Annotated in this window: 20 protein-coding genes; 7 read left to right on the top strand and 13 right to left on the bottom strand. The window is 51.5% G+C overall.

The window, feature by feature from the left end:
* Positions 1 to 90: 90 nt before the first annotated feature.
* From MHH28_RS23895 to MHH28_RS23885, 3 genes are all read right to left on the bottom strand, one after another.
* Positions 91 to 1,233 carry a response regulator gene (locus tag MHH28_RS23895; protein WP_405106143.1) on the bottom strand — a complete coding sequence of 381 codons (1,143 nt, stop codon included), beginning with the start codon at positions 1,231 to 1,233 and terminating at the stop codon, positions 91 to 93.
* 109 nt (positions 1,234 to 1,342) lie between these two features.
* Positions 1,343 to 5,902: an S-layer homology domain-containing protein gene (locus tag MHH28_RS23890; protein ID WP_405106141.1), complete on the bottom strand. Its 4,560-nt coding sequence runs from the start codon at positions 5,900 to 5,902 to the stop codon at positions 1,343 to 1,345.
* 340 nt (positions 5,903 to 6,242) lie between these two features.
* The gene (locus MHH28_RS23885; RefSeq protein ID WP_405106139.1) at positions 6,243 to 6,851 is read right to left on the bottom strand and encodes a GNAT family N-acetyltransferase; all 609 of its coding nucleotides are present in this window, start codon (positions 6,849 to 6,851) and stop codon (positions 6,243 to 6,245) included.
* 579 nt (positions 6,852 to 7,430) lie between these two features.
* Here MHH28_RS23885 and MHH28_RS23880 point away from each other — a divergent pair.
* Positions 7,431 to 9,812, top strand: a complete 2,382-nt coding sequence (locus MHH28_RS23880; protein ID WP_405106137.1) for a GH36-type glycosyl hydrolase domain-containing protein — start codon at positions 7,431 to 7,433, stop codon at positions 9,810 to 9,812.
* 92 nt (positions 9,813 to 9,904) lie between these two features.
* Here MHH28_RS23880 and MHH28_RS23875 read toward each other — a convergent pair whose 3' ends face one another.
* The 5 genes from MHH28_RS23875 to MHH28_RS23855 form a co-directional block, all read right to left on the bottom strand.
* A complete protein-coding gene (locus MHH28_RS23875; RefSeq protein ID WP_405106135.1) occupies positions 9,905 to 10,315 on the bottom strand; it encodes a hypothetical protein in 411 nt (136 codons plus the stop codon).
* Positions 10,308 to 10,757, bottom strand: coding sequence for a LytTR family DNA-binding domain-containing protein (locus MHH28_RS23870; RefSeq protein ID WP_341183050.1), 450 nt, complete (start codon positions 10,755 to 10,757; stop codon positions 10,308 to 10,310). Before MHH28_RS23870 ends, MHH28_RS23875 begins: the two co-directional genes overlap by 8 nt.
* A 393-nt stretch (positions 10,758 to 11,150) precedes the next feature.
* On the bottom strand, positions 11,151 to 13,760 hold the full coding sequence (locus tag MHH28_RS23865; protein WP_405106133.1) for a metallophosphoesterase: 2,610 nt from the start codon (positions 13,758 to 13,760) through the stop codon (positions 11,151 to 11,153).
* Positions 13,761 to 13,763: 3 nt separating this feature from the next.
* Positions 13,764 to 15,029, bottom strand: a complete 1,266-nt coding sequence (locus MHH28_RS23860) for a class I SAM-dependent methyltransferase (protein WP_405106131.1) — start codon at positions 15,027 to 15,029, stop codon at positions 13,764 to 13,766.
* A gap of 196 nt (positions 15,030 to 15,225) precedes the next feature.
* On the bottom strand, positions 15,226 to 16,035 hold the full coding sequence (locus MHH28_RS23855; protein WP_405106129.1) for a nucleotidyltransferase domain-containing protein: 810 nt from the start codon (positions 16,033 to 16,035) through the stop codon (positions 15,226 to 15,228).
* A gap of 177 nt (positions 16,036 to 16,212) precedes the next feature.
* Between MHH28_RS23855 and MHH28_RS23850 the strand changes: the two genes are divergently transcribed.
* Positions 16,213 to 17,526 (top strand): helix-turn-helix transcriptional regulator, encoded by a 1,314-nt coding sequence (locus MHH28_RS23850; RefSeq protein WP_405106127.1) that lies wholly within the window; start codon positions 16,213 to 16,215, stop codon positions 17,524 to 17,526.
* Positions 17,513 to 18,313: a WYL domain-containing protein gene (locus MHH28_RS23845; protein WP_405106125.1), complete on the top strand. Its 801-nt coding sequence runs from the start codon at positions 17,513 to 17,515 to the stop codon at positions 18,311 to 18,313. The genes MHH28_RS23850 and MHH28_RS23845 overlap by 14 nt, the downstream gene beginning before the upstream one ends.
* 6 nt (positions 18,314 to 18,319) lie before the next feature.
* Here MHH28_RS23845 and MHH28_RS23840 read toward each other — a convergent pair whose 3' ends face one another.
* Together MHH28_RS23840 and MHH28_RS23835 are read right to left on the bottom strand one after the other, a co-directional pair.
* A complete protein-coding gene (locus MHH28_RS23840) occupies positions 18,320 to 18,748 on the bottom strand; it encodes a hypothetical protein (RefSeq protein ID WP_405106123.1) in 429 nt (142 codons plus the stop codon).
* Positions 18,749 to 18,767: 19 nt separating this feature from the next.
* Entirely contained in the window at positions 18,768 to 19,034 is a 267-nt protein-coding gene (locus tag MHH28_RS23835) for a DUF6809 family protein (protein ID WP_405106121.1), read from the bottom strand.
* A gap of 123 nt (positions 19,035 to 19,157) precedes the next feature.
* Here MHH28_RS23835 and MHH28_RS23830 point away from each other — a divergent pair, with 123 nt between their 5' ends.
* The gene (locus MHH28_RS23830; RefSeq protein WP_405106119.1) at positions 19,158 to 19,385 is read left to right on the top strand and encodes a helix-turn-helix domain-containing protein; all 228 of its coding nucleotides are present in this window, start codon (positions 19,158 to 19,160) and stop codon (positions 19,383 to 19,385) included.
* Positions 19,386 to 19,419: 34 nt separating this feature from the next.
* Positions 19,420 to 19,635: a hypothetical protein gene (locus tag MHH28_RS23825; RefSeq protein WP_405106117.1), complete on the top strand. Its 216-nt coding sequence runs from the start codon at positions 19,420 to 19,422 to the stop codon at positions 19,633 to 19,635.
* 94 nt (positions 19,636 to 19,729) lie between these two features.
* On the opposite strand, the gene MHH28_RS23820 is transcribed toward MHH28_RS23825, so the two are convergent.
* The 3 genes from MHH28_RS23820 to MHH28_RS23810 all read right to left on the bottom strand — a co-directional run bounded on the left by MHH28_RS23820 (position 19,730) and on the right by MHH28_RS23810 (position 23,281).
* Positions 19,730 to 21,913 (bottom strand): pectate lyase, encoded by a 2,184-nt coding sequence (locus tag MHH28_RS23820; RefSeq protein WP_405106115.1) that lies wholly within the window; start codon positions 21,911 to 21,913, stop codon positions 19,730 to 19,732.
* Positions 21,914 to 22,116: 203 nt separating this feature from the next.
* Positions 22,117 to 22,512, bottom strand: a complete 396-nt coding sequence (locus MHH28_RS23815; protein ID WP_405106114.1) for a DUF948 domain-containing protein — start codon at positions 22,510 to 22,512, stop codon at positions 22,117 to 22,119.
* Between the two features lie 64 nt (positions 22,513 to 22,576).
* Entirely contained in the window at positions 22,577 to 23,281 is a 705-nt protein-coding gene (locus MHH28_RS23810) for a TVP38/TMEM64 family protein (protein WP_405106112.1), read from the bottom strand.
* Between the two features lie 176 nt (positions 23,282 to 23,457).
* Here MHH28_RS23810 and MHH28_RS23805 point away from each other — a divergent pair, with 176 nt between their 5' ends.
* A complete protein-coding gene (locus tag MHH28_RS23805) occupies positions 23,458 to 24,162 on the top strand; it encodes a response regulator transcription factor (RefSeq protein ID WP_340945549.1) in 705 nt (234 codons plus the stop codon).
* Positions 24,155 to 25,483 (top strand): histidine kinase dimerization/phospho-acceptor domain-containing protein, encoded by a 1,329-nt coding sequence (locus MHH28_RS23800; protein WP_405106109.1) that lies wholly within the window; start codon positions 24,155 to 24,157, stop codon positions 25,481 to 25,483. The genes MHH28_RS23805 and MHH28_RS23800 overlap by 8 nt, the downstream gene beginning before the upstream one ends.
* Positions 25,484 to 25,495 lie beyond the last annotated feature (12 nt).

Genomic DNA, 25,495 nt, shown 5'->3' with positions numbered 1-25,495 from the left:
GCGCTCCTTCGTCGGGTCTTTGCAGAACAAGAACATTCAAGATTAAATATATCATAATTTAGATAGGGCAAAAAGGATGAACCCAAAGATTCACCCTTTCTGCCGCTTGTTATCCCAATCCTTATACCATTTGACAATTTCACGGCTTGGTTTCTCCGCAACCTCTGCTTCCATCACCGCTTCCAGCAATACATACTGTCTTTGCACCAGAAAATGAAAGCCCATTCTGTCCGAAATCTGCATGTACAATAATTGCGCTTGCTCCTCTAACGGATAGCGGGTGCAGACCTGCTCAATGTGCTTGAAGGCCTGTTCATATTCTGCATGGTCCATATACCAGCGGACCAGATTCAGCTTCAGCCGAATCCACTGCAGCTGGAATCTCTGCCGTTCAAGCTCCGCCCACACATAATCGTACCCCTCCAGATATTCGCTCTTGAACAGCTTCAGGACTCGTTCATATTCGGGCAGCGTGTTGTCTGAGAGCTCAACCCCCGCTTGGATAAAGCGGTCGAACTCATCAACGTCCAGGTAGATTCCCTCCAGCTTGAGCAGATAGCCGTCCGCCGTATTTTGCAGGAGAATCCGTTCTCTGCTGAAGGGCTCAAGCATCTTACGGATATGATACACAGCGGTATATAACTGCGGATAGGCTCTATTCGGATCAAAATCAGCCCACAGCAATTCAATCAGAGTGGCCTTGCTGACCACTTTGCCGCGATGATGCAGCAGAAAAAAGAAGATTTCCTGCGCTTTTGCCGTTCTCCATTGCAGCGGTGCAAGCTCCTGCTCTCCTTCGTAGATCCGGAAGGCATCGAACATCAGCATCGTCCAGCTCGCTTGCAATGGTGCTGTTGAGACTGCCGGTCCAGGCTTCTGCTGGGCATTCAATCTACTGACCGTAAGCTTCAGACGATCCATATGAATCGGCTTAAGCACATAATCCAGGGCGTTCAGCTCAAAGGCCTTGATGGCATACTTATCATATGCCGTTACGAATACAACCTGCAGGTCGGGCCTCTGTTCCAGTAGCCTTTCCGCCAGCTCAATCCCGTTTAGCTCCGGTAAATGGATATCGAGAAACACAATGTCGGTCTCGGTCTCTTCCACCTTTTGCTGCCCTAGCAGCGGATCGGTATATTTGCCGATAATCTCAAAATCACCAAGCGCATGCAGCTGACGCTCCAAGGCCTTTAGTGCCAATTCTTCATCGTCAATCAGGATTGCTTTCATTCGGATCTCCTTCGCAGCTGGAAATCAGTACGGAATTATGTTCATTATACTTCAAAAGTAATGATTTAGGGGCTGGAGAAGAATGATCTCTCCTCCAACCCCCATTCAGTTATTCTGTAACCCGTTGCTCCTTCTGCTCACTGTCGATCCGGTATTGATGATCGATTACGGCTTCCTGGATATCCAGGTATGCCCAGTGATTCTTGGATACATCCGGGAATTTGATAGCATCGGCTCCATATAATGGACCCCGGTTAAACATCTGATTGACGATGACTACTGCTTCTGCACGGGTCAGGTAGGTATTCGGCTTGAAGCTGCCGTCCGGGTAGCCCTTAAGCAGGCCTGCCTTCACGTTGGCCTCAATGACACCTTGTGCCCAATGTCCGGTGGTATCGTTCATGCTGGACTTCCCGTCTGCCGGTACCGCAAGCTTCAGGTAGTTGGCAGCAGCAGCGGCCATCTCCGCTCTGGTAATCGGTGCATTCCCCCGGAATTGTCCGGCCGGATCGCCCTTCATTATGCCCTGTGCATTCACAAAGGCAATGGCTGCGGCCGCATAATGGCGGACAGCAACATCCGGGAAGGGAGGCGTGCCTACAGCCGCATTGGCATCATAGCCCAGATTCCGGGCAATCATGAGGGCCATCTGTGAGCGCGTTACGCGTTCGTCCGGCTTGAATTGACCGTCCGGGAAGCCAACGATATAGGATACATGCTTCGCAGGCGACTGATTATTGAAGTTGATGATGGTAAAGGTGCTGAATTTCGAGATGGAGAATTCCAGTCCGAGCAGTCCGTCTTTATAGGTAACTGCCTTGCCTTTGACAACCTCTTTCGTGCCGTCAGTATGCTCGATGAAGATACCCAGCTGTGCCAGGAAAGCATTACGCTCTGCTTCATTCGCAGGCAGCTTCACATCCTTGAGTGGCAGAATCAGAGTTACCGCCCGGCTGGACAGGTTCGTCTCAATGGTCATCGGTCTGGCAACCACTTCGATTTTATTGTCCTTCGCCACTTCACGGACCACAGCTTCGAGCGTGGCTCTCTTTTCGATTTCACTACGTTCTGCTGCACTTCTCACCGGCACCAGCCGGAAATAGAAGTCCTGCCCGATGCCTTCCAGAGATGAATTCGGGATACGGATAATAGCATTCTCTGTATAGATTTCCAGCACAATGCCGTTCTCTTTCAGCAATTTGGCGGTCTCTGCCGGAATTTGGACATTCACTTCGCTGACATTGTCCGCCGCATCCGGGATGACTACACGGGCAATGCTTTGTCCCGTCTCTTTCGCTTTCTTCACTGCTTCCTCGGCCTTATCCTTGGTGAAGCGGACCAGGTCCGTTATCGTTCCGTTGCTGTGAGTCGTCCGCTGCACCGGCACCTTCGTAATTCCAACCGCATTGGCTCCGCCGATGGCTACATCCACCTGGATGAGTTCGGTTTTGGTGGTATCCGGAGCAGGAGCAGGTGCGGAGCCTCCACCGCCACTCAAAACAGGCTCTTGTCTGGTAACGATCATCGTATAAGTGTTCGTTTTGCCAGCAGAATCCTTGACGGTAACCAGGACTTCATTCTTGCCTACTTTCAGAGGGAGCGCTTTGCTCCATTCGCCGTTCTTCACCTCTACCGGAGCTTCACCGGCAATGCTGAGTGTTACCACCGCACCCGGGTCAAGTGTTACCGGCTTGAATGACATTTCATATACACTGTTCCCTACAGTTACATCATAGCTTGTAGTTTCAGGCTTGAACTCCGGCTGCAGAGTGCCGCTCGAAGGCTCCAGCGATACGAGCTTCCCGCTTGCGCGGATGACCTGAATCTGGTATTGACCCAGCTTAACGCCCGGACGCTTCGCATCCACAATGTCCACCTGAATGATGTTCAGCCCTTCCTGAAGCGGCAGCTTGCTCCAGTCTCCATCAGGAACCTCTACACCATTCAAGCTAACCTTGCGCAGTGTATCGTTATCTCCTGCCGGGGCAAGATTCAGGGCAATGGTACCGGTCTCGTTAGGCACGGTTGCCTGATAGCCGCTTGGTACATCCGGCTGGAAGCCCGGATGCAGCGATACCGGCTTATCTCCAACACTTAATCCCAGACCGTTCTCAGGCAGCTTGCCTGCTTCAGAGATATACTTGGAATCTCCGCCAAGATCAATTCCCGGCTGCAGACCCGTAAGCGGGTTATTCTTGTTGCCATTCTCCGTTACGTTGCCAAGCTCTGGATCGTAGCTCAACAGACCGCCCTTATGATCTTCCGGAATGGAAACGATAAGTTCATTGCCATTGATCTCAAAAGGCTCCTTGAGCGGCACTCCGCCGTAAGTGAATCCTGACAGATCGGTAAGATCGTTGATTGGCTTGTTGAATACCAGCTTGAGCTTGCCGGCTTCGGGATAAGCGGCAATGAGCTGAAGCGGAATCACATTATTATCCTTCGTGATGCCGGACTGCTCGCCAGCCTGGATTGGCTTCAATTCGTTCAGGACGTTGCCTTCAGCCGTAACATTACCCGCAGCAGGGTCGTACCCTACGATCAACGCATCATCAGGACCAAGCGCTTCCTCCAAAACGACTTCTACTTTATCGCCCTGTACAGACTTCACAGCAATAACTTTCCGTCCATCGATGGTCAGTCCGGTAAGATCAGCATCGGTCAACGCAGAACCTACCGGCTGGTTGAACGTCAACACCGCGTGATCCGGCTGGCCTTCATTCACCGCTACATGGGTCAATTCAAGCTGCGGCACGGTGAATGCTACCAGCTTCGTTTCTGGTTTTACTTTATCACCGAATGTCTTGGTAGAAGTCACCGCCACATGGTAGGAACCCGGCGCCAGCGGACCCGGCAGCTTGGTGTCCCACTTATAGACATCATCAGTTACCGTAATGCCTACTTCAAGATCGTACAGATAGGCATCGGGATGAACGTCCACTTTATAGACAGCGGCCGTAACTACCGAGTTCAGCGCAGCTTGTCCGGTTACCGGGAGCGGGAAGTCTGCTCCATATACCTCGGTTCCGTTCGCAGGCTCTTGAATCTGCAAAGAGTCACCGAACGGACCATTCGCGATCAGCGTAAAGTCTGAAACCGGCTCCTTCCCGGGTGTCTGAGCCTGGATTGCCGACTCAGCGGCATCGTATTCGATTCTAACCACCGGGTCATTGGACAACGGGCTGGCCAGGGTCAGAATAATGACACTAGGATCTTGGTCGGATACTACAGCGTGCGTAACATCGACCAATTTTCCGTCCAAAGTCACTCTGAAGTCATCCGTAGTATCCGCATCGTCCGCGTTAAACTTGATGTCCTTGTCGAACTTGATAGACACCTGATTGTTGCTTCCGGCTGTATAGCTTGCGCTGTCAGCTACCGGCGGCTGCTTCACCAATCCGGCAATCGCATCCGCCAGACCCTTGCGGGCAACTTCAATCTCTTCCGGGGTAGCATGGTCATCTTCAAGGACAGCGTTGGCAGCATCTGTTGCCTTTTGAAGAACGGCCAGAGACTCCTTTGTATAGGTCTGCGGAGCAGCGTCCAGATAGTCTTTCTGCGCTTTATCGGCACCCGTTTTCAGCGGTGTTTTGTCCAACAGTGTAATGGTTGTGTTAATGCTGGTGTTGGAATCGCCTGGCATGCCGCCGTATTCAACTAGGTAGGCATGCACCCCCTGGGAGTTAGTTGGATAATCATTCCAAGTACCATTCGCAAAGATATGCACCACATGCTCGTACGAGGCGTCATTGGGCTCTCCCGCATCCCAGTTAGTGTACATGGTATTTCCGTAAGTAGCATCAGTAACCGGGACGGCATCATTCAAGCCGCCTTGAGCGGCATAACCTTTATAGAAGGGAAGCCCGGATTTGCCTTCGTATTGACGCTTTCCTTCCGGTCCGGTCACCCAGCGCCAATCACCATAACCATTATATTTTCCATTTCTCTGCAAGGTAGAGACAAGTGTGGTTGCCCTATCATTCATATCATCATCTTCAGCCCGGGCAATATCTTTCCCGCCAATCCATCCAATCCCCCGAGCTTTTTCGGCAATAAAAGCGTTCTCATCCGGGTCGGTAATCGTCACCAGGTACCCTTGGCGTCCATAATAACTCTTCTTCTCGGCATCTGCCTTGGCTTTCGGCCACTTGACGCTAGTTTCCGCCACATATTCATAGAAATGGCCGTTTTTATTAAAGGCGGGAACAGGACCAAGGCCGAAGGTCAAACTGCGCTCTCCTGGCGATGTCATGGTAAACTTGGCATTCTCTAATACATTCTGATACACTTCGGTCGAAGCCTCGCCTGTTAATATATAGACGCCTTTCCCCGTGCTTAAGGTAGCTGTAATTCCTGTACCGGCCGTTACGAACGTAATCTGGTCACCCTGCTTGTACCCGTTAATGACAATCGTTGCGCCCGTCATCATTTCACCAGGATCTGCGTTTATAAATAGCTCCGGGAAGGTTAAGTTAACAGCATTGCCGCCGTCTTTGGTGAAGCTCCGGTACTTCTCCGAAGTGAAAATTTGTTCCGAGCCATCATTCTCCGCTACAGCCGCATGAGCCACGGGTCCGGCCAGCGCAAAGTTGGCAGCAACCAGCGCAATCGACAACGAGGCTGCCAGAGCGCGGGAACCTCTTTTATTCCATTTCTTCGATGTTGTCATCTTTTTTTTGTTCTCCTCATCTAAAGGGACTTTTATGTGATCAGCCGACACTTCCTATTATTCATAGACCGCTTGCCTGTTACCTGTACTTTCCTCCCTTCCTATGCAGGCGTTCACCAAATCGTGCGATACGGATACCGACAGGTTGTGTATCATAATCTCTTAGTTTCTAATACTATCCGACAGACCTCTACATTAACTCTACAAATCTCCTTTATTGTGACAAAAATCATTGCATAATTGTGAAAGACCTCTCCCCTTTGTGTTTCCAGTCATTTTTATAGCAAAAAAAGACACCCCTAAGGGTGCCTGCGCTGATCTTGCGGATCGCTTATTTGCGTTAATCCACCGGGATATACATCTTCTGAATCTCCTGCACCCCGGGCTTAAACCCGAGATTATAGTACACAGATTCCGCAACATTTCCCTCCATTACATACAATCTCAGCAGCGGATACGTCCCCTTCAGAGTGGTAAGGGCTCGTTGCAGCATACGTGTAGCCAGCCCCTTCCCCCGATAGGCGGGGTTAACGCTGATGCTGTAGACTGCCGCCACATGATCCTGCAGACACAGCCGGCAATTGGCAATGAGCTGATCTGTGGTGTTATCGAATACCAGCGTGGAAGCCTGTGTCAATATTTCATTGGAATAATTAGGATCTTCACCGGGTACAAAATCTTCTAAAGCAAATTGCTTCCTCCGGGTTGCATCCAGTCCGCCTCTAAAGCTCTCAAAATCACAACGGGCAATCTCTTCTGCAAGAACGAACCTTTTGCCTCCCGCCTCAGTTACTTCCACTTCAGGACTCTCAATCCGCAGACTGTCCTCCCAGTTCACATGAAAATATTCTGTAGGCCGCTGCATCCAGCGGCATCTGAATTCATCCGGCCAGAAGCCTGCCCGGGCATACAGCTGAACCTGATCCGGCAGAATTTCATAGGCTCGCATAGGTTCCTTTCGGTCAGACCACTGGATCAACAGCCTTTTAAGCTGCTTCAACACTCCGAATGTATCGTTAAATGGCGGGATTACAAAGAGATGGTAGATCACATTCGGTGATATACGGACTCCGCCAATTCTACTCTCCCCCTTGTATATCCAAAACGCATTTCTGCGTGGATTCGCATAGACTTCCTCTTTAAAAAAACCGTTATACTCCATGTTATAGTAGACGGAGCAATAGACTCCCCACTCTTCCGGCTCTGCTCTTTGAATAGACCATTCACCGTTAAGAACGTAGGATATCGTGTCTTCAGACCATTGCATCACACTCATCATGCACTCCTCCTTATACTTCCAGCCCCAGTTGCATTCACCTAGACCTTCCTCTTGATCTTAACAAGGCCATGTGCCCATTCAAATATAGGAAACTGCTATAAAAAGACTCTACTGTTTGTTTTTTTCTCAAATATAGGCTATATTGTCAGACCCTCACTGTCTTATAATGGAAGTAGGCGGGATTTTTTCAGCCATTTGTGAACGCGCGTTCATAGCCCTGCCTGTCATCTATCATGAGGAGGAATGGTTATGCAATACGGTCATTTTGACGACAAGAACAAAGAGTACCTGATTACGAAGCCGAATACGCCTGCTCCTTGGGCCAACTATCTCGGTTCGCCGGAATACGGTGCAATTATCTCAGGCAACGCCGGGGGCTACAGCTTCGTGAAATCCGGGGCCAACGGACGGCATATCCGCTATCATTTCAACTCCAAGGACGAGCCGGGGCGTTATATCTATGTGAAGGACCTGGAGAACGGCGATTATTGGTCGGGTTCCTGGCAGCCAGTCGGGAAAGATCTGAACCAGTACAAGTCCGTCTGCCATCATGGAACCGGATACACGAACATCGTCTCAGATTATGACAACATTCATACCGAGTCCTTATACTACGTACCGCTGAACAAGACCTATGAAGTATGGCGCATGAAGATCCGCAATGACGGCACTGCTCCGCGCAAGCTGGCCCTCTTCGGCTTCGCCGAATTCACCAACGATAACAACTACGAGCAGGATACGGTGAACCTGCAATACACGCTGTTTATTTCCCGGACGTATTTCAAGCACGATAAAATTCTTCAAGTGATCAATGAGAATATTGCGGGCGAGCAGACCTGGAGATTCTTCGGCGCTGCCGGAGCAGAGGTGGCCGGTTATGACGGAGACCGCGATACGTTCCTGGGAGATTACCGCAGCTACGGGAATCCGCTCTCCGTGGAGAACGGGCAATGCTCGAACTCGCTGAACTATAATGCCAATGCCTGCGGTGCCCTGCAGATGAACGTGGAGCTGCAGCCGGGAGAAGAGAAGGAAGTCGCTTTCCTGCTGGGACAATATGATGAAGAGGGAGCGTCCGGCATTCTTAGTCACTACAAGGATCTATCTGTGGTAGACCGGGAGCTGGAAGAACTGAAGACCTTCTGGCACAGCAAGCTGAACCGCTTCCAGGTCCAGACCCCAAGCGACAATCTGAACCATATGATTAACACCTGGAACGCCTATCAATGCTTCATAACCTTCATCTGGTCACGCGCGGCCTCCTTCCAGTACTCCGGACTGCGCAACGGGCTCGGCTACCGGGATACGGTGCAGGATATCCAGGGCATTATTCATCTCGATCACGAGATGGCGCTGGAACGCCTGCGGTTGATGATTTCTGCCCAGGTGTCAAACGGCGGCGGGCTGCCGCTGGTGAAATTCGACCATAACCCGGGCCATGAAGGTACACCAGACGACCCGGAATATGTGCGGGAGACCGGGCATCCCCACTACCGGGCCGATGACGCCCTCTGGCTGTTCCCGACAGTGATCAAATACTTAAATGAAAGCGGGAACTGGGACTTCACCGATGAGGTCATTCCTTACTCAGACCAAGGCGAGGCTACGGTGTATGAGCATCTGCGGCAGGCGCTTCAATTCAGCCTCGACCGCATGGGCGCGCACGGGATGCCGGTCGGACTCCATGCCGACTGGAACGATTGTCTGCGGCTTGGCGCCAAGGGTGAATCATTATTCGTGGCCTTCCAGCTGTACATGGGCCTCAAGGTATTTATGGACATCGCGGAGAACAAGAACAAGCCGGAGGATGCGGCGTGGGCGCAAGGGCTGCTGGAGGAGCTGGACGGCAATATCCAGAAGTATGCCTGGGAGAACGATCAGTTCGTCCGCGGCTTCACCGAGGACAACTATACGATCGGCTCCTGGGAGAACGACGAGGGCCGAATCTGGCTGAACCCGCAGAGCTGGTCGGTACTCAGCGGTGCGGCCCGCCCGGAACAGGCCAAGCTCGCCATGGACAAGGTCTATGACAATCTGCGGACCGATTACGGCACGATGCTGTTCTACCCGCCATTCCGCAAATACGGCTTGCCGGTAGCACTGATGGCGCTGTTCAACGCTTCGACCAAGGAGAACGGCGGCATCTTCAGTCAGCCGCAGGGCTGGCTCATCCTGGCGGAGACGGTGATTGGTAACGGTGAACGCGCGTTCGAGTACTTCCTGAACTGCAGCCCGGCCACCATGAATGAGAATGCGGAGGTCCGCAAGCTGGAGCCTTACGTCCACGGCCAATTCGTGGAATCCAAGGACAGCCCGTATCAGGGCCGGGCCCATGTCCACTGGCTGACCGGCACAGCCTCCACTGTTATGGTCTCACTGGCAGAGGGCATTATGGGCGTTCAGCCCCAGAAGGACGGCCTCCGTCTGGACCCGTGTGTCCCTTCGGACTGGACCAACTTCTCCATGGTGCGCGAATTCCGCGGGAAGAAGCTGAACATCCAGGTCGAGAACAAAAACGGCGTCCAGAAAGGCGTCTCCCGCATCGTCATCAACAGCGAAGAAATCCAGGGCAACCTGATTCCTGTGTCCCGGATGGCCGCAGTGAACGAAGTACTGGTGGTGATGGGTTAACTTCACGCCGGTCCGAGGAACGGCATAGATAGATACGAAGAAGGAGAGCAGACCCACGGGGTGCTCTCCTTCTTTTGCATCAAGCATCATCTCTACTTCAAGATCTTATTCAGCTCTTCCGCCGACTTCCTGCTGTTCGCTCTGGCATAGAAGTAGAACGCAATCGTATGCAGGATGACGGATAACAGCAGCATTCCAGGCCACCAGGCGCTGATAGAATCGAACATCTCGATGGAGAAAAGCCATACCATGCCCATTCCGCCGGTAATGCTGAGCAGTGAACCGATCAGGATATTCCACAGCGGCTTCAGCGTGAAGTGATTCCACAGCATATTATACATAACCCCGAATATTACGGCAGCTACAGCGGCAATACCCGCCAGACGCCACAGATACAACATCTCCACCGGCTGATCTCTGAAGAACACCGTTAACAGCAGCGTGACCCAAAGCGACGTAAGAGTAAATACCTGAAAGAATCCTTGCCTGATCTGATTAGCCATGATAATTCCTCCTAAAATCATTGATATAGTAACGGCTGACAGTATAGAAAGTATTATCTGTCAGCCGGACTTCCACCCGTGCATTAGCGGTTGCCGAGAATTCTTTGATATAGCGGGTATTTATAATGGTCTGATTGTTGATCTTAATGAACCCGGGCGTATCCAGCACCTCCAGCGCGAACTTCAGTCTCGTGTTGAGCAGGTACATCTCCCCGGTAATGAGCCGCACACTGCACATCCGGCCCTCCGCCTCTACAGCTGCAACCTTGCCAGCTTCCACAGTGACCTGGCGGTTATTGCCGGCATTGATGACGGTGATCCGCTTCTCTGCCGCCTGAATCGCAGTCTCAAGTTTCTTCCATTGTTCCTGTTCCGCCGGATGAGTGACCACCTTGGCCCATCCCCGATCCATGCCTGGGTCTGCTTCAAATCTAATCTCCAACTGTCACTGCCTCCTCTCAACACCCATATTATTATCTTAAAAGAGACTTGACCATCATTCTGCGTTTTCTTGCAGGAATCCGGCGTTTTGTTTCATTAATTAAGGCCAATACGTATTTGTGACACGTCTCTTTTTCCGAAATCCTGCTTTAGTTAACTTATAACGTAGACCGGGAGAGAACCATGCCAACATTCAATAGAATCAAGGCCCAGCAAATCCTGACGAATGAAATAGATACCCGCCCCCACTTGGCCCCTTGTAATCGGTTTTCCGATTACATTCGGCCGTATCAGGTACAATCAGAAACGTATCCTCCGCAGACGGAAACTATCATTTCCTTTATAACAAAGACAGGCCGCCGGGAGCTTCCCGGCAGCCTGCCTGACGATCCTTTTAGAGCCTCGGATCAATCTCCTTCTCCTTCGTCACCTCGAACAGCAGGTTCGCGGCAATCTGCTTGTAAGTGCTGTTGTCCCCCGAGATCTCCTCCAGCTTAATCTCCAGCATCTGCTTACCCAGCCGATGCTCGGCTAGGGAAGTACGTAGCTTAGGTGCGATATTCTTCTGCTTCATCAGCTTGGCATACTTGTGCGGGAATCTGTAATCGTATCCGTAGATAATCGACAGGTACCCCGGATTGCGGACCTTCAGGTAAGGAACCACTCCCGGCTGCCCCTGCTCCGGCTTGATGACGATCCCCTCCATCTTCTGCTCAATGGTTATGGCGGCGAAATAGTCCTCAGCCCGGCTGTAAGCCTCCGGCTCCTGAAGGTCCAGCACCAGGATCTCATCGTCATTCAGGAAGCGGTACTGCTCCGAGGTTACCCCTTCAGGCATCCGTTCCTCCCCGCTCTCCAGCACTTCCTTCAGGATGGCAAAAGGCTTATAGTCCAGCTCCGCATCTCCGGCATACAGCTCCAGCTGCTGCTTATACACCCGGTACGCTTCATCCCGCTGGTCAAGCCCCACGTAAGAGTCCCGGATACTGCGGACATGCTTATATGTCTGATATACGTGAGCGCCGTAGCTGGTGCTAAGCGCTTCTTTGGTCAGGTGATGCTGATCCTGCTCGAACCCGCTGACTTCGTACGCCTGGATCAGCTCACCGAGCGACTCCTCGAACCCGTGCTCCCTCAGGAACGCAAGCTCGTTCTCCAGCGCCCGCCCAATTGGCTGGAACTGGCGTTCAATCAGCCCTTCCCCCAGCGCCTTCCAGGGCAGAAGCTCCCCGTCCAGCAGCAGCACACGGATGCCCTGCTCCGCCATATACGTTCCGAACCGGTCCAGCAGCCCTTCATAGACCGGCGTTAGATCGACAGCCTTGACCTTATAACCGTTGCGGCTAACCGCATAACAATGCTCCACATCCCGATATAGATACACTGTGCAGCGCGACCCCATGTATTTAGGCTGAAGGACCACCTCATGTACCCCGCGTCCGGCAAAGTAATCCAATCCCTTGCGCAGCGACTCCAGCTCGCCTGCTACTTCATCCTTATCCGCAGGCGACATCGTCCCGGAGATGAAGTTGACCTTATTCAGCGAGGAGTAATGCAGCCTGCGCATGGACTCCGCATCCAACTCCTCCACAGAGACTGTATTCACTTCGCGGAAGAGAACCGGCAAATCCTCCTGAAATAGCTGCTGCCGGGATTTATGGCTTTTGTAGAACGGCTTGAACGTTATTTGGACCGAGGTCAGCCCGTTCCCGTGCACGGCTCCCGTGTCCAGATGAAGCTTGTTCTTGATCCGGAACGGCTGCTTCGCGGCAATATGTCCGAACAGGTGGAACGGATGATTTCCCTCCGCCTCCTCCTTCAGGAAGTCCAGCTGCTGCTCATACGCAGATTCACGGTCCAGCCGGAAGTTGCGCTGATGGCGCTGCGAATACGCATCCAGCTTCCCGATGTATTTGTTGCGGCAAGGAGCGTGGGTTACATAGAAGGAAGGGCCCCGCATCCCTATATAGCGGTAAAAGGGCTTCGCACTCTCCACCAGCACTTCGAATTTACGGTGAAGCTCCGCATCTTCCTGTAACACCTGGGCCGAATCAAAATACGTTCTTAGCAACTCCGGGTCGGTACCCTGAATCTCGCCGCGCAGGTACTTGTAGACGAAATTCTCATGGTTGCCCATTACTAGCAGGAAATGCTCACGATTATCATACAGGAATTCTGTGATCTCCCGGCTCTGCTTGCCCTTATCGATCCAGTCGCCCGCCAGGATGATCCGTGTATTCTTCAGCTTATCCGTAGCACTTAGCATCCCTTCTTCAATCCGGTAGCCGTAGCTGCGCAGCAGGCCTTGCAGCTCTTGGACACATTCGTGTACGTCTCCGACCACGATGTATTCCTGTTCCTGCGGAAGCACCGCAGCGGCATACGCTTCCCAGTCCTGAATGTGCACCCGGTAATCCGGGTTAGGCCGCTTTTCCCCCGTACCTTCAGTACCTTCCAGACCCTCCAGCAGAAAATCCTTGGCCCGCACCTTATGAATGCTGTGGTAGCCTTCGCGGGACAGCACAGGCAGCACTTCGCGGCGCAGCCGGTTCAGGTGACCCGAGATCAGCTTCTTCGAGCGCTCCGAGGCATAATAATCCTCCCGCTTGCGGTAATCGAACAGAATGACCTCCAGATTATAGTTATTCTCCTGGGCAATTGCCCGCACCTTGCTGCGGTAATCCTCCGCGAGACCAATCGTATCCATAATGACAAACTCCGCATTAATCGGCCAGGAGGTGACCCGCTTCAGCCGCTCGAACAACAGCGCGAACGTATGCGAGCTGGCCTCCAGCATCACCTGATCGTATTTATCGTAGTCGTAGCCCAAGATCTCCTGACGGATCAGGTCCGAGGAGAGGTACTGCACATTCGTGCGCAGACCTGTAGTGCTGTCCGCAAGCTTAAGCTGGGGGATCAGCACTTCCTTGGCAAAAGTAGACTTCCCGCACTCCGTCGCGCCCACCAACATGAATATCGTGTGTACCTTCGTCTGAATGTCCATGGCCTATCCCTCCTGTCTGCGCACAATTGCGCTCTGCGAAGTACGAATCTCGCCCACCCGGTCACCCACCAGCGAGAATTCGGCTTCTACGCCCAGCCCTTGCAGGGTGGCCGTCAGCCACTCCCGGAACGCCGCCTGGCCTTTTTCCCACTTGTGATCCTCATGCCGGAAGCCTTCCAGCTCATAATAATGATTGAAATCCGCATTCGGTGTAGTCACAATCAGCTGCCCGAAATCAACATGCCGGATAATCTGCCGGATCAGCGCAGCCGCTTCCAGCTCACTCATATGCTCCACCACCTCGGTCAGTATGACATCCACCTGCTCTCCGTTGTACAGCTCCAGGAAATGCTCCAGCGAACGGAAGGTGACGATGTTGTCCAGCTCCTTGGCCTTTGCCTTCCGGTTCACAACCTCCAGCAGCTCCTCGTTGATGTCCACCGCATAATAAGCGCCTTCGATCTTCCCGGCATACGGAATGGCGTAGAAGCCTTCCCCGCAGCCGATATCCAGAATGGGCTTATCGAACGGAAGCACACCCGAGATGAACGTCCGCCGCTGCATCGCCGTGCTGCCATACTCCAGACCGATCGGGTACAGCTCCGTTTGCTCGACCGCCGCCTTATACCGCTTGAACTGCTCCCGGGTCTTCAGGAGATTCCGGGCGAACAGGCTACGGATGTAGAAGGGGGCATCCATCACATTGAGACTGCGGATATATTTGTCGAGAATCCGGTCCGAAATATCGATATACTCATCCCCGAAGATCGATAAGAATAAGGACAGTACACTGACCACATGCAGGAGGTGGTATAAGCTTTTGTGCGTAGTAATGGTCAAGGAATAACTCTTATGCGCCTGGTGCTCCAGAGTGAACGTATAGTCCTTCAGATGCTGCTCGAAGAACCTTATATAATGCAGCCGCTCGACATGAATCATCTGGATGGTAAAAGAGTGCTCAAACCCCTCCGCATCCCGCTCATCCCGCGCCTTGAACGGGGTAGAGAAGAACTCATTCACCGCATTCAGCGGGAATAACGGGGTGTTATAGCGGGAGACATTGAGGTACTCGAAGCTCTCGCCATCGTTCTTTTTATAGGAGATTTCATTGTCAGCGTCCTTAAAATACACATTATAGGTGGCCTCATCCGAATACCACCCGTAAGCGATACCCTGGCGTACAGGGCGAAGCTGCATGCCGCTCTGCGGATTCTTTTTAATTATGAAGCTGAACTGCGGGTTCGTTGATCTCAGTTGTACAATCGCCATGAATGTCTTCCTCCTGTCGGTCGTTCTTTATCAGCCAAACCTAACTTAAAGCTTAGTTGTCACTTCGGTGAAGTTTTGGACTTCCGGCCGCTGTTGTCTGCAGATTTCATGATTTATACCGTTTTAACGGTCGAAATCCGCAGACAAAGGCGGTCGCTAAGGCTCCTCCAGTTCCAAAATTCCCCTTCGATCCTTTTCACTTTTTGTTTAAATTTAAATTCAACCCCCACACTTCCTGCAAGGCGTCCCGGAACAGGGCATCAAGCTGCCGGTCCTGATGGTCCATCTTGGTATTTAGAGACTCCGCCGCGATCTTCTCCAGCCCTTGCAGCTGCTCCTCCAGATATTCGTTAATCGCACTCAGCCGTGGTTCCAGGTCCATCTCCTCACCCGATTTCTTCCGGGCCAGCAATTGCTGCACAACCTGCCACAACTCCCCGTCCCTCGGAATCAGCCGGTCCACCAGCACCTCGAAGGCCATCGGCGGCATCTCACCGTACCGATGAATCCACTCACAGGCCAGCACCGGGCGCAGCACATAGAAGTACTTCTTGATCTTCACCTGCTCACCCTGGAGGTAATCCCGGTAGTTGCCTTTGGCCATGTTCAAGTAATGGTACATACAGGATTTCGGCGAAAAGGTATACGGTGAGATCCCCCTAAGCTGCTCCGCCACACTGAACTTCTCAGCATACTGGATCGGGGATTGCAGCCACTCCAGCAGCGGCGGGTTGGATTTGTGGAACAGCTTCAGCGCTTTGCGCAGATCCCAGCCGCTAAAATCCAGCATATTGTTAATAGGACGCTCTATGACATCTCGTGCATCCCATATGGATAAATACCACTCCGGCCGATGCACATAGATGAACCGCACATCGTAATCACTGTCCTGTGAGGGAAATCCCCACGCCCGGCTGCCTGACTCACAGGCATAGAGGATCGTCACTTGCTCCTCTTGTTCAATCTGCTTCAATTGCTCATGAATGAGCGTATTTATAGGGTTCATGCCATCCCTCCGTTCCAATTCGGCTTCATTGGCTCTATTTTCCATCATTTCCCGCAGGGTGAACAGGGTGAAAGTATGGCAGCAGGCAAAAAACCTTCCAATTCATGCAACTCTGGTGCTTAATAGAGGTATTACCTATTACAACTCATGGATGTCTTACAGGCTGGAGGAATACATATGGCCAAGGAAAGCTTCGATAAAGAAATTCAGTTTCTCCGTATGCTGTCACTAGCCGGGGGAGCTTACAGCAGGCAGCAATTCGCCGAGCGGCTCGGCATTTCAGTACATACCTATGACAAAACGCTGCGCAACCTGAAGGACATGGTTACCGTCTTGCAGCAGGATCTGCCCGCAGACCAAGGCACTGAGCTATCCGAATGGCTCCGCTATAATTACTATGAATCGGCCGATCCGCTGCTCCTGTTCCTCTTCCGTGCAAAATCACTGAAGGAGACGGAGAGCATCCGGCTTACGCTGCTGTTAACTGCACTTCAGAGCAAGGAGCTGACGGCCAAGGAGCTGCATGACGGTTGCTGTGACCAGATGCCCGATGATTCGCCGCTGCCGGACGAGAAGACCATCCGGGGAGACCTTAAATACCTGGAGGAGGTAGGCGTGATTGTAAGGGTGAATGACAAGCGCCCCTACCGCTACAAGGCGGCCAATGACCTGATGGACCAGCTTACGGATGACGAGCTGCTGGACCTGTTCGATTACGCAGATGTCATCGCCAATACGCAGATTCCGTCTGTTCAGGGTTACCTGCTGCGCGATACTTTGAAGAAGGCTCTGCGGATACGGGGCATTCTGCCCGAAGCCACGGAGACCCATCGGTACAAATACCATTACCATTCACGGATTCTGGACGAAGCCCATCTCTATACGATCTTCGGGGCGATTCAGCAGCGCCGGAGAATCAGGTTCCTCTACCTGTCGCCCAAAAAAGGCATGAACTACACCTCCCAGAATACCAATCCCCTCTTCGAGCGGGAGTCGGCAGGGACTACGGACAGCCTGCTTCCGTTGCGTGTCGTCTACGATCACCAGTATGGGCGCTGGTATCTGATCGGCTATCATAGCCGGACGGGCATCAAGAAATTAAGGATGGACGGTCTGATCCAGATTGAAGAGGGCGAGCCTGTAGAGGAAGAGGAGTATGCGCAGAGACTCCAGCAGCTTGCAGCGCAGATGGAGTATAGCTGGGTAACCGATACCAACCGTCCAGTGAAGGTGGCCGTCAGGTTCTACAACCCCAGCCGTTCCGGTGCCAACTTCATCCGGGAGCGGGTCGAGGCGCAGGGGCAGTGGGGAGTAATTACGGAGGAATCCGATACGACCTTCCTGTACGAGATTACGGTGAATGAGATCTTTGAGATCAAGCCGTGGCTGCGGAGCTTCGGCTCCAGCTGCGAGATTCTGGAGCCCCGCTGGCTCCGCAAGCAGTTCATGGAGGAATGGAAGGAGATCAAGAGCTACTATGAATCCCTTTGAGAAAATATTCAACTTCCAGATCATCTCCCGCCTGGAGGAAGCAGGCTCCCTGGCGCTGACCTCCCAGGAGCGTTCCTGGCTGAAGACGATGCTGGGGCATCCGGCGGCGGCTGAAGCTTTTTCAACAGAAACCTTACGTAAACTGAATTCCCTGCTGGAGCCTGAAGCTTCTATTGAAGTAGGAGAGATCATCATCGAGAAGGCCCGCAGCAAGGAGCGCCAGGTCTATCATCCGCTGCTCCGCCCCCTGCGCCGCATCATCATGCAGAATCAGGGGATTGAGATTACCTATGCGATAAAGCATGGCGGCGAGCGGACCGACCCGTCCGGCTTCCCCCACAAGCTGGAGTACAATATGTATAAACGGGAGTGGTACATACAGTGGTATAGCACCCGGCAGCGCTCGCTCATGTCCACAAAGCTGCGGAACATTGTATCTGCCGAACCTGCTCCCATCCCCGCCCACCGGATAGAAGGTCTCAAGGCCCGGATCGCCCGACTCCTAGACGGTCTGAGAGAATCCGCCTGCATTCAGGTCATTCCTGTCTACAATGCCGAGCTGTCGCGGATCTTATCCACCTTCTCCTGCTTCGATAAGTCCGTGGCCTTCGATGAAGCTACCGGGATCTACCGCATCACCGTGCACTACATGAGAGACGACAGCGAGTTCCTGCTCTCCCGCATCCGCTTTCTGGGCCTGCGCGTGAAGATCACTGAGGGCGAGCAGCTGAAGCAGCGCATGCTGCTGTCGGCGGAGATGGCGGTGGGAAGGTATGGGGAGGAATAGCGAAATTTATTGAAGAGAAAAACTATTTGTTGCTAAAATTTCTCCGTTCAATTCAAAAGTACACTCATAGGTTCCTGCAGGCCAACCTTCGGCATCTAAGTTGAACAGTTGTCCTGACACGCCTTTGTTAATCGCTATTTTAAAGGTTTTCATTACTTTTCCTTCTTTATTGCTTGTAACATAAAACAATCCTTTACTGCTCTCTGTCGAAAGCTCCGGAAAAGCAATCTTGGCTTTTAGCTCTGCCCTTTGTGTGAAGGTTTCTGCTGAATCAACGAAATCAAAATTCGAATCATTAGTTTTATAGCCAAATGTTATTTCATAATTGTCCGGCATGGTATCGGTATAGTACACACGTAAAACCGAAGTAAAAATTATCCAGAGTGAAAATAAAAAGATAAAAATTCCCGATATCAATAAAATGGTTTTTTTCATTATTCACCATCCAAGTCTCTTACTCAATTAGCACTTCGATCATCATCGTGGCCCCAATCTTAAACCCAGATACAAATGCAGCCGTCATATCCATCCCCTGTACCTGTGAATATAGCTCCAATAAAGACTCCAGTTCCTCGAACTCACTCACGGACAGCTTCTGTTTCCAAGCTTCGAGAGATTCGGTAATCTGACCGTTAAGCGGACGATAATTGGGGTCCTTGGAGATTATATCTTCACTAGGGAATAGACTACCATGATATAGCGATTCGAGAATGTTGGGCATTGGGCCTCCTTTATAAGCTACATTATAGATTTATGATATACATCAGCGTAGCATAAATACAGAAGCGACTTGGTACGTATGCGCGTGCCAATCTTAATTTTTTTGCTCAGGAGTGAAATTGCAGTGGAGAAGAATATTGTAGTGAAAATATCTGAATTGACTGCTCAGCATAAGATATCGATGCGGGAGTTGTCCCGAATATCCAGGGTCCGGCACGCCGCATTAAGCGAATTAGCCAATGGAAAGAGAGAAAGCATTAGCTTTAGCCATATCGTTAGAATCGCAGAAGCTCTAGATATTCAGGACATACGAGAGATTATTGATTTGGTTGACAGTAAAGAAAGTAATTGATTTTACATCTAAAGATTAAAAAAGGGGGATTTTTGTGAGTAAAGTCGTGCTTTTAATTTTAAGTGTCGTTTTAGGTGTGCTTGTGATGGTATCACCAGGATTTATCACAGGGCATACCTTTAGTTCAACACAATACCAAGAGAACCTCTATGTTGCTGAGTTTGTGGTAAGAAGTTTGGCATTAATTATTGGATTAGTCGTTATATATGATGGAATTAAATCTTTTTTTAAAAATCAGGTTACTACATAATACGAAGTTTAAAAGTGTATAGTAAATCACTAATAGAGTAAAAGACGACCCCTACAGGTCGCCTTAATTCGGTTCAGCGAAAGAAATTCCATATTTATTCCACCACCACATAATACAAATTAGCAGTACTATCCTTCGTAATCGTATGCGCGCCTGCCGCAACGGAGACGGTGGCCACGCCGTTCGTTATGGGGTAGCTTGTTCCATCCACCTTAATCTTGGTCCCTTCAGAGTTGAATACCAGTGTCAGGGTCGAAGCTTTGGCAGCGGTGAACTGGATGCTGGTGGCGCTCTCGATCTTCAGACATTGGGTTAGGGTCAGGCCGTTGTAGATCACTGTTCCCTTGCTGGTGGAGATATTGCCCTGAATGGTGAAAAAGCTGCTCGAAGTCCCGGAGGCCGTAAAATTGTGAACCGCTGCTCCAGGGGCAGGTGTTGCCGTTGGCGCTGGAGTCGCCGATGGCGCAGGTGTCACTGTCGGCACTGGCGTTGCCGTTGGTACAGGCGTTGCTGTTGGCACCGGGGTCGCCGATGGCGCAGGTGTCACTGTCGGCACTGGAGTTGCCGATGGAGCCGGGGTCGGTCCTACGGGGCCGGAATTGCCTCCTACAGACACCAGTCCTGAGGTGTAGCTGCGGATGGCCGACATTAACGGCGCATTGATTGCATAGGCTGCGTCATCCACGGAGTTATTGAAGGTCCAGCGAAAATCCCCGCCCCCCTGGCGTCCCGCTCCCGCTGTAACCTTCTGCTGTACTGCGCTCACACTATCCACCGCTGCTGCGCTGACGCCTGTATTCACGCTCGTATCGAAGTTGTTATACGCTGTTCCGCCAACAAGCGCTTTGTAGGAGCCGGGAACTGATTCATTTCTCGATGAGGCCAGATAAGCATCGGAGGAGGCTGCATTTGCCGGAGCTGTTCCGGTATTGGAGTTCGCATAGATCAGACTGGCCGCACCCGTGATACTATTGTTGTAGGCTTTGATCATCCCGCCGTTCTCCCCGGAGAACGTGCCTTCGCCCAGTGCATCTGTGCCTTGCAGGGAGCTCAGCATCGGGTTCTTGGTATTCCTGAACACATTACTTTCCACGAAGGCAGAAGCGCCGGTCGTCACGCCGACACCGTATTTGGAGACGCCATCATAGAAGTTATTATACACATGGACCGAAGCTACTCTGATCCGCGGGTGACGGGAGTCGGAATGATCGAACCAGTTATGGTGGAAGGTGACGAAGAACTCTGCGGATTCGCTAAGTCCGACCAGAGCCGCTTTGCCGGAATCGAAGTAGTGGTTGTACGAAATGGTGATATAGGAGGAGCCCTTCTTAAGGTCCGTGGAACCATCCCCCTTGGCCTGGTCCGCATCACTTCCCGCCGATCCGTAAAATATATCATTATTATGCACCCATACATTCGCATTGCCTGTATCCATAGAGATCCCGTCATCCGGGAACAACATCACGCCCAAGTTCCTTACCTCTACATTCCCGGTATACCGGAGCAGCATTCCCCAGCCGTAGGCAGTCGCATCTTTCCCTATTCCTTCGAGGGTAATGTTCATTTCCGTATAATTGTTTTTGCCTTTGAGTTCAAGATACCCGCTGCTGTTCAACTGTCCGCTGAGGTCAGCGGCCGTCACTTGTCCGATGAACCGGATGGCGAGCGGAGTGGTATCATAGCCTTTTTGCCGAAGCGAGAGAATGCCGCCAAGACCTGTCCCCGTCTGCATCGTACCCGAGCTGCTGACCACTACGGGAAGAGTGACCGTCTGTGCATTCTGAGAGGTGACATACAGCACCTGTGCCCCGCTTCTCAGCGTTCCATTGTCATTATAGGCGCCAGAGCCTGTACCATAAGGTGATGCTGTGGAAAAAGCAAACCCCGACCGGTCATACGCCGTTACAGCCAGCGTTCCCGTAACCGCACTTGCCGTCCCTCCGCCGGACAGCACAGCTTCAACTTTCATCACATAATTACCAGCGGCCAATCCTGCGGCATCTGCTCTCCAATAGGAGGCGTACTTGCGGATCAGTTCATTGTGAAGCTGCTGGTACTGGGAATCCGCTGCACTTGCAGCCTTGACGTATACCTTATAGCCTGACGCATTACTGACAGATGACCACTCCACAAAGGCCGCTTCATTTCCGCCTCCGCTGGCAGTTACCGTAAGTCCCGTAGCGTGTACTACCGCAGTCCCCCACCCGCTGAATAACAGAGTGAGTCCGAGCGTAAACAACAAAGTCATACTGGTTACCTTTGCAACGATTCTTTTCATACATTGGCCTCCCGATTTAAGGTTGTTGACAATCCGAGCATAGCAGAGGCTCAAATAGTATTGAAACAATCATTTGCTCACTTTCCCGGCGACGATGCACTATTATGAGTTAATGATTATTTTGCAGCGAGATGATACCTGCACACAAAAAGACACCCGCCCGGGGTGCCTTGAACTGACGCTCACTGTCGGTGGTGCTGAGGTCACTGAAACTTCGTATTGACGCGGATCTGGCCGCTTTTGCTTTTGACGGAAGCCGTAGGCTTCTCAGGCTCCTGGTTCAAGCTCTGACCGATGTCGGTAGCGTTCTTCTTGAAGGTCTCAGTCACCGTCTGAATGACTTCGCCCACATTGTGCGCAGATTCGAAGATCGGATCGATTGTTTTGATTTTACCCTTCACATCCCGGGTGACCTGATTCGCCGTGTGAATGAGCTGAGTCGCTTCTCCCGTTAATCCATGAATCGCATTCCTCACCTCGCCCAGCGTCCGGTTGGTCTCGCCGAGGGTGGTCATTCCCTTGCGCAGCGTAAGAATTACAAATGCAACCAGACATACAAAAGCAACCGCAGCCAAAGCAACACTAAGTTGGATAACCATATGCAACGCCTCCTGTAGTACCACTCTATGTCCAACTTACAGACATCATTCCTGCATGTTGCGGCTACAGTCCGCTTTTGCCACCTTTGAAGGAAGATAATTTGTCAATCAGTTTGTCCTTATAGATTAATCCCAAGACAAAGGCCAGGACTGAGATCGCAGATATGACGATGGTAGGTCCATAATTCTTATCGTAGATATTAGCTCCAACGCTCACGGAGGCCAGAAGCCACGGAAATCTGGCAATGAGCAGGATCATAAAGAATCTTAGAGGCTTCATTGTCGTCAATCCCGCTGCATAAATGAACATATCCTTAGGGAATCCGGGAATAATGAAGACAATGAACAGGAAAACCGAGAATTTGTTATTATCCATCATCCCGCGCATCCACTTGAACTTGTCCTTCTGCAGCAGTCTCTCAATGAAAGACCCGCCCAGGAATCTGGTGAAATAGAAGGCAATCATCGCCCCCAGCATCATCCCGCCAGTCACGTAGACCGCCCCTAGTGTTGTCCCATAGATGTATCCCCCGGCAATTTGAACGACCTCACCCGGTATGGGGGCGATCACCGTCTGGAGAATCTGGAAGAGAACCAGCATCACCGGCCCTAGCCTTCCCGTAGAAAGGATATAGTCCCGGAAGGCATCCAGAGACATCGTCAGACGCAGAAGCTCCGGCAGGTATCTGATGAATACAATCGCGGTCACAAGGCCTACGCAAGCGAGGAGAATCTTGCTGGCCCGCTTTTTGTGTAATAACCCATCCATTTCGAATCCCTCTCTTCAGTGGCTTATGATATTACCAGCTTAGGTGAATATTCTTAAGATCCGGGCATGGAATTCCTTAAGAATTCTTAAGTCGCCTGTTATCCGGTGGTTTAAGCGCTATAGACAATCTATAATGTAAGCACGATGAGTGCCCGGGAAAGGAGAGGGATGGAAGAATGATGAATCCTGCGAAGACTATACTTATAGCCGACGACAACCACGAGATCCGGGAGATTGTCCGGGTGCTGCTGGAGAGTGAGCAATACCATGTCATTGAAGCTGTTGACGGTGAAGATGCCGTGAATAAAGTAGACGATACCATCGACCTGATCATTCTGGACATGATGATGCCCCGGAAGTCGGGAATTAAGGCCTGCGTGGAGATTCGTGAGCTGACCAGCGCGCCTATCCTATTTCTGACAGCTAAGACTCAAGATTCTGATAAAACCTTGGCCTTCTCAGCCGGAAGCGACGATTACCTGTCCAAGCCCTTCTCCTACACCGAGCTGGTATCCCGGGTGAAGGCCTTACTTAGGCGGTATTATGTGTACAAAGGCAAGGAGGATACCTCCGCCCCCTCAGATGTGATTACCTTCAACGGGCTAAGCATTAATCCTGCTGTCAACGAGGTAATGATGAACGGGAAGGAGCTGACCCTGACTGAAATTGAGTACAAGCTGCTGGCGCTGATGGCCGGTAACCGCAATAAAATTTTCTCGGCGCAGAATCTGTATGAAAGTGTGTGGGGCGAGCCTTACTTCTACAGCTGCAACAACACGGTGATGGTTCATATCCGCAACCTGCGGATGAAGCTGGAGAAGGACCCGCAGAATCCCAAGTTCATCAAAACCGTCTGGGGAAAGGGGTACCGGATTGAATAACAAGCTGCGGTGGAGCAGGCTGAAACTGAAATTAATCCTGTGCCTGATCGGTTCGTTCCTGGCTTCTGCCATGCTGTTCCTGCTGCTGCAGTCCACAGGCGAAGATCTGCTGGAGCATTACCGGACCAGAAGCTCGTTCATTCACAAGCAAGAAGAGCAAGCCCTTCCGGCACTTAAGGAATATATCTCCGGGCAGCATCTGTCGCTTAAGGATGAAGCTAAAGTAGCGGAATGGGTACGGAACGCCAAGTACGTGAACCTCTATCTCTATAAGGACAACCAATTTCTCTACTCTACGGACGGGTACACGATCAAGACCGAGAATACGAGATTTCTGCCGGACCCTAACATTTTCAGCAAATCCCAGTATTCCACGGTTGCCTTTGCGGATACGACTGCCCAGGTCTATATGGAGTATTTTTTTGAATACAAGTATTACAACATCATTATGATTCTGGGCGTGATTCTGTCATTCCTATTCTTCATCGTCCTGGTGCTGTTCTTCATTAACAAGAAGACCTCTTACATCGGCGTGCTGGAGAAGGAGATTAAAATTCTGGAGGGCGGGAATCTTGACTATCCGATTACGCTGAAGGGGAAGGATGAGCTGTCGTCGCTGGCCCAGAGCATCAATGAGATGAGGAAGTCATTCATCGAGCGCCTGGAGAGCGAGGAGCGGGCCAGAGTAGCCAACAGCGAGCTGGTCACCGCCATGTCCCACGATCTGCGGACACCGCTGACCGCATTGGTCGGCTACCTGGACATTATTGAATACAAGAAATATCAGGATCAGGAAGCATTAGCGAAATACATTCATAACAGCAGGGAAAAGGCCTATCAGATTAAGCATCTGTCAGATAAGCTATTTGAATATTTCACCGTGTATAACACAGAGGAGAATGATCTGGAGTTCGAGTCCTACGATGGGATTCAGCTCATGGATCAGTTAATTGATGAGCAGTCGATGTTGCTGGAGAATCACGGCTTCCGGGTGGAGTGGGCGTCTGCTCCTGTACCTTTCCGCGTGGAGCTTCACCTGATCTCCTTCAGGCGGGTATTCGACAACCTTTTCTCCAACATTACGAAGTATGCCGATACGTCTGCGGCCGTAACGATTGCGTATAGGATTGAAGACCGCTGGCTGTTGATGGATATCACGAATGTTATAAAAACGGAGGCCCAGGAGGTCCATAGCACCGGGATCGGCCTCAAGACCTGCCACAAAATCATCAGCCAGCATAAGGGCGAAATCACGTTCACAAGCACTGGCGGCAGGTATTCCGTCCACATGCGCTTGCCGGTAAATAACACGCTCACTTAATTAAGGAGGATC

Origin of the sequence: Paenibacillus sp. FSL K6-1217 (genome assembly GCF_045040735.1) — a bacterium.
In the GTDB taxonomy this organism is placed as follows: Bacteria; Bacillota; Bacilli; order Paenibacillales; family Paenibacillaceae; genus Paenibacillus_AQ.
This window is presented reverse-complemented; position numbering and strand designations above follow the sequence as displayed.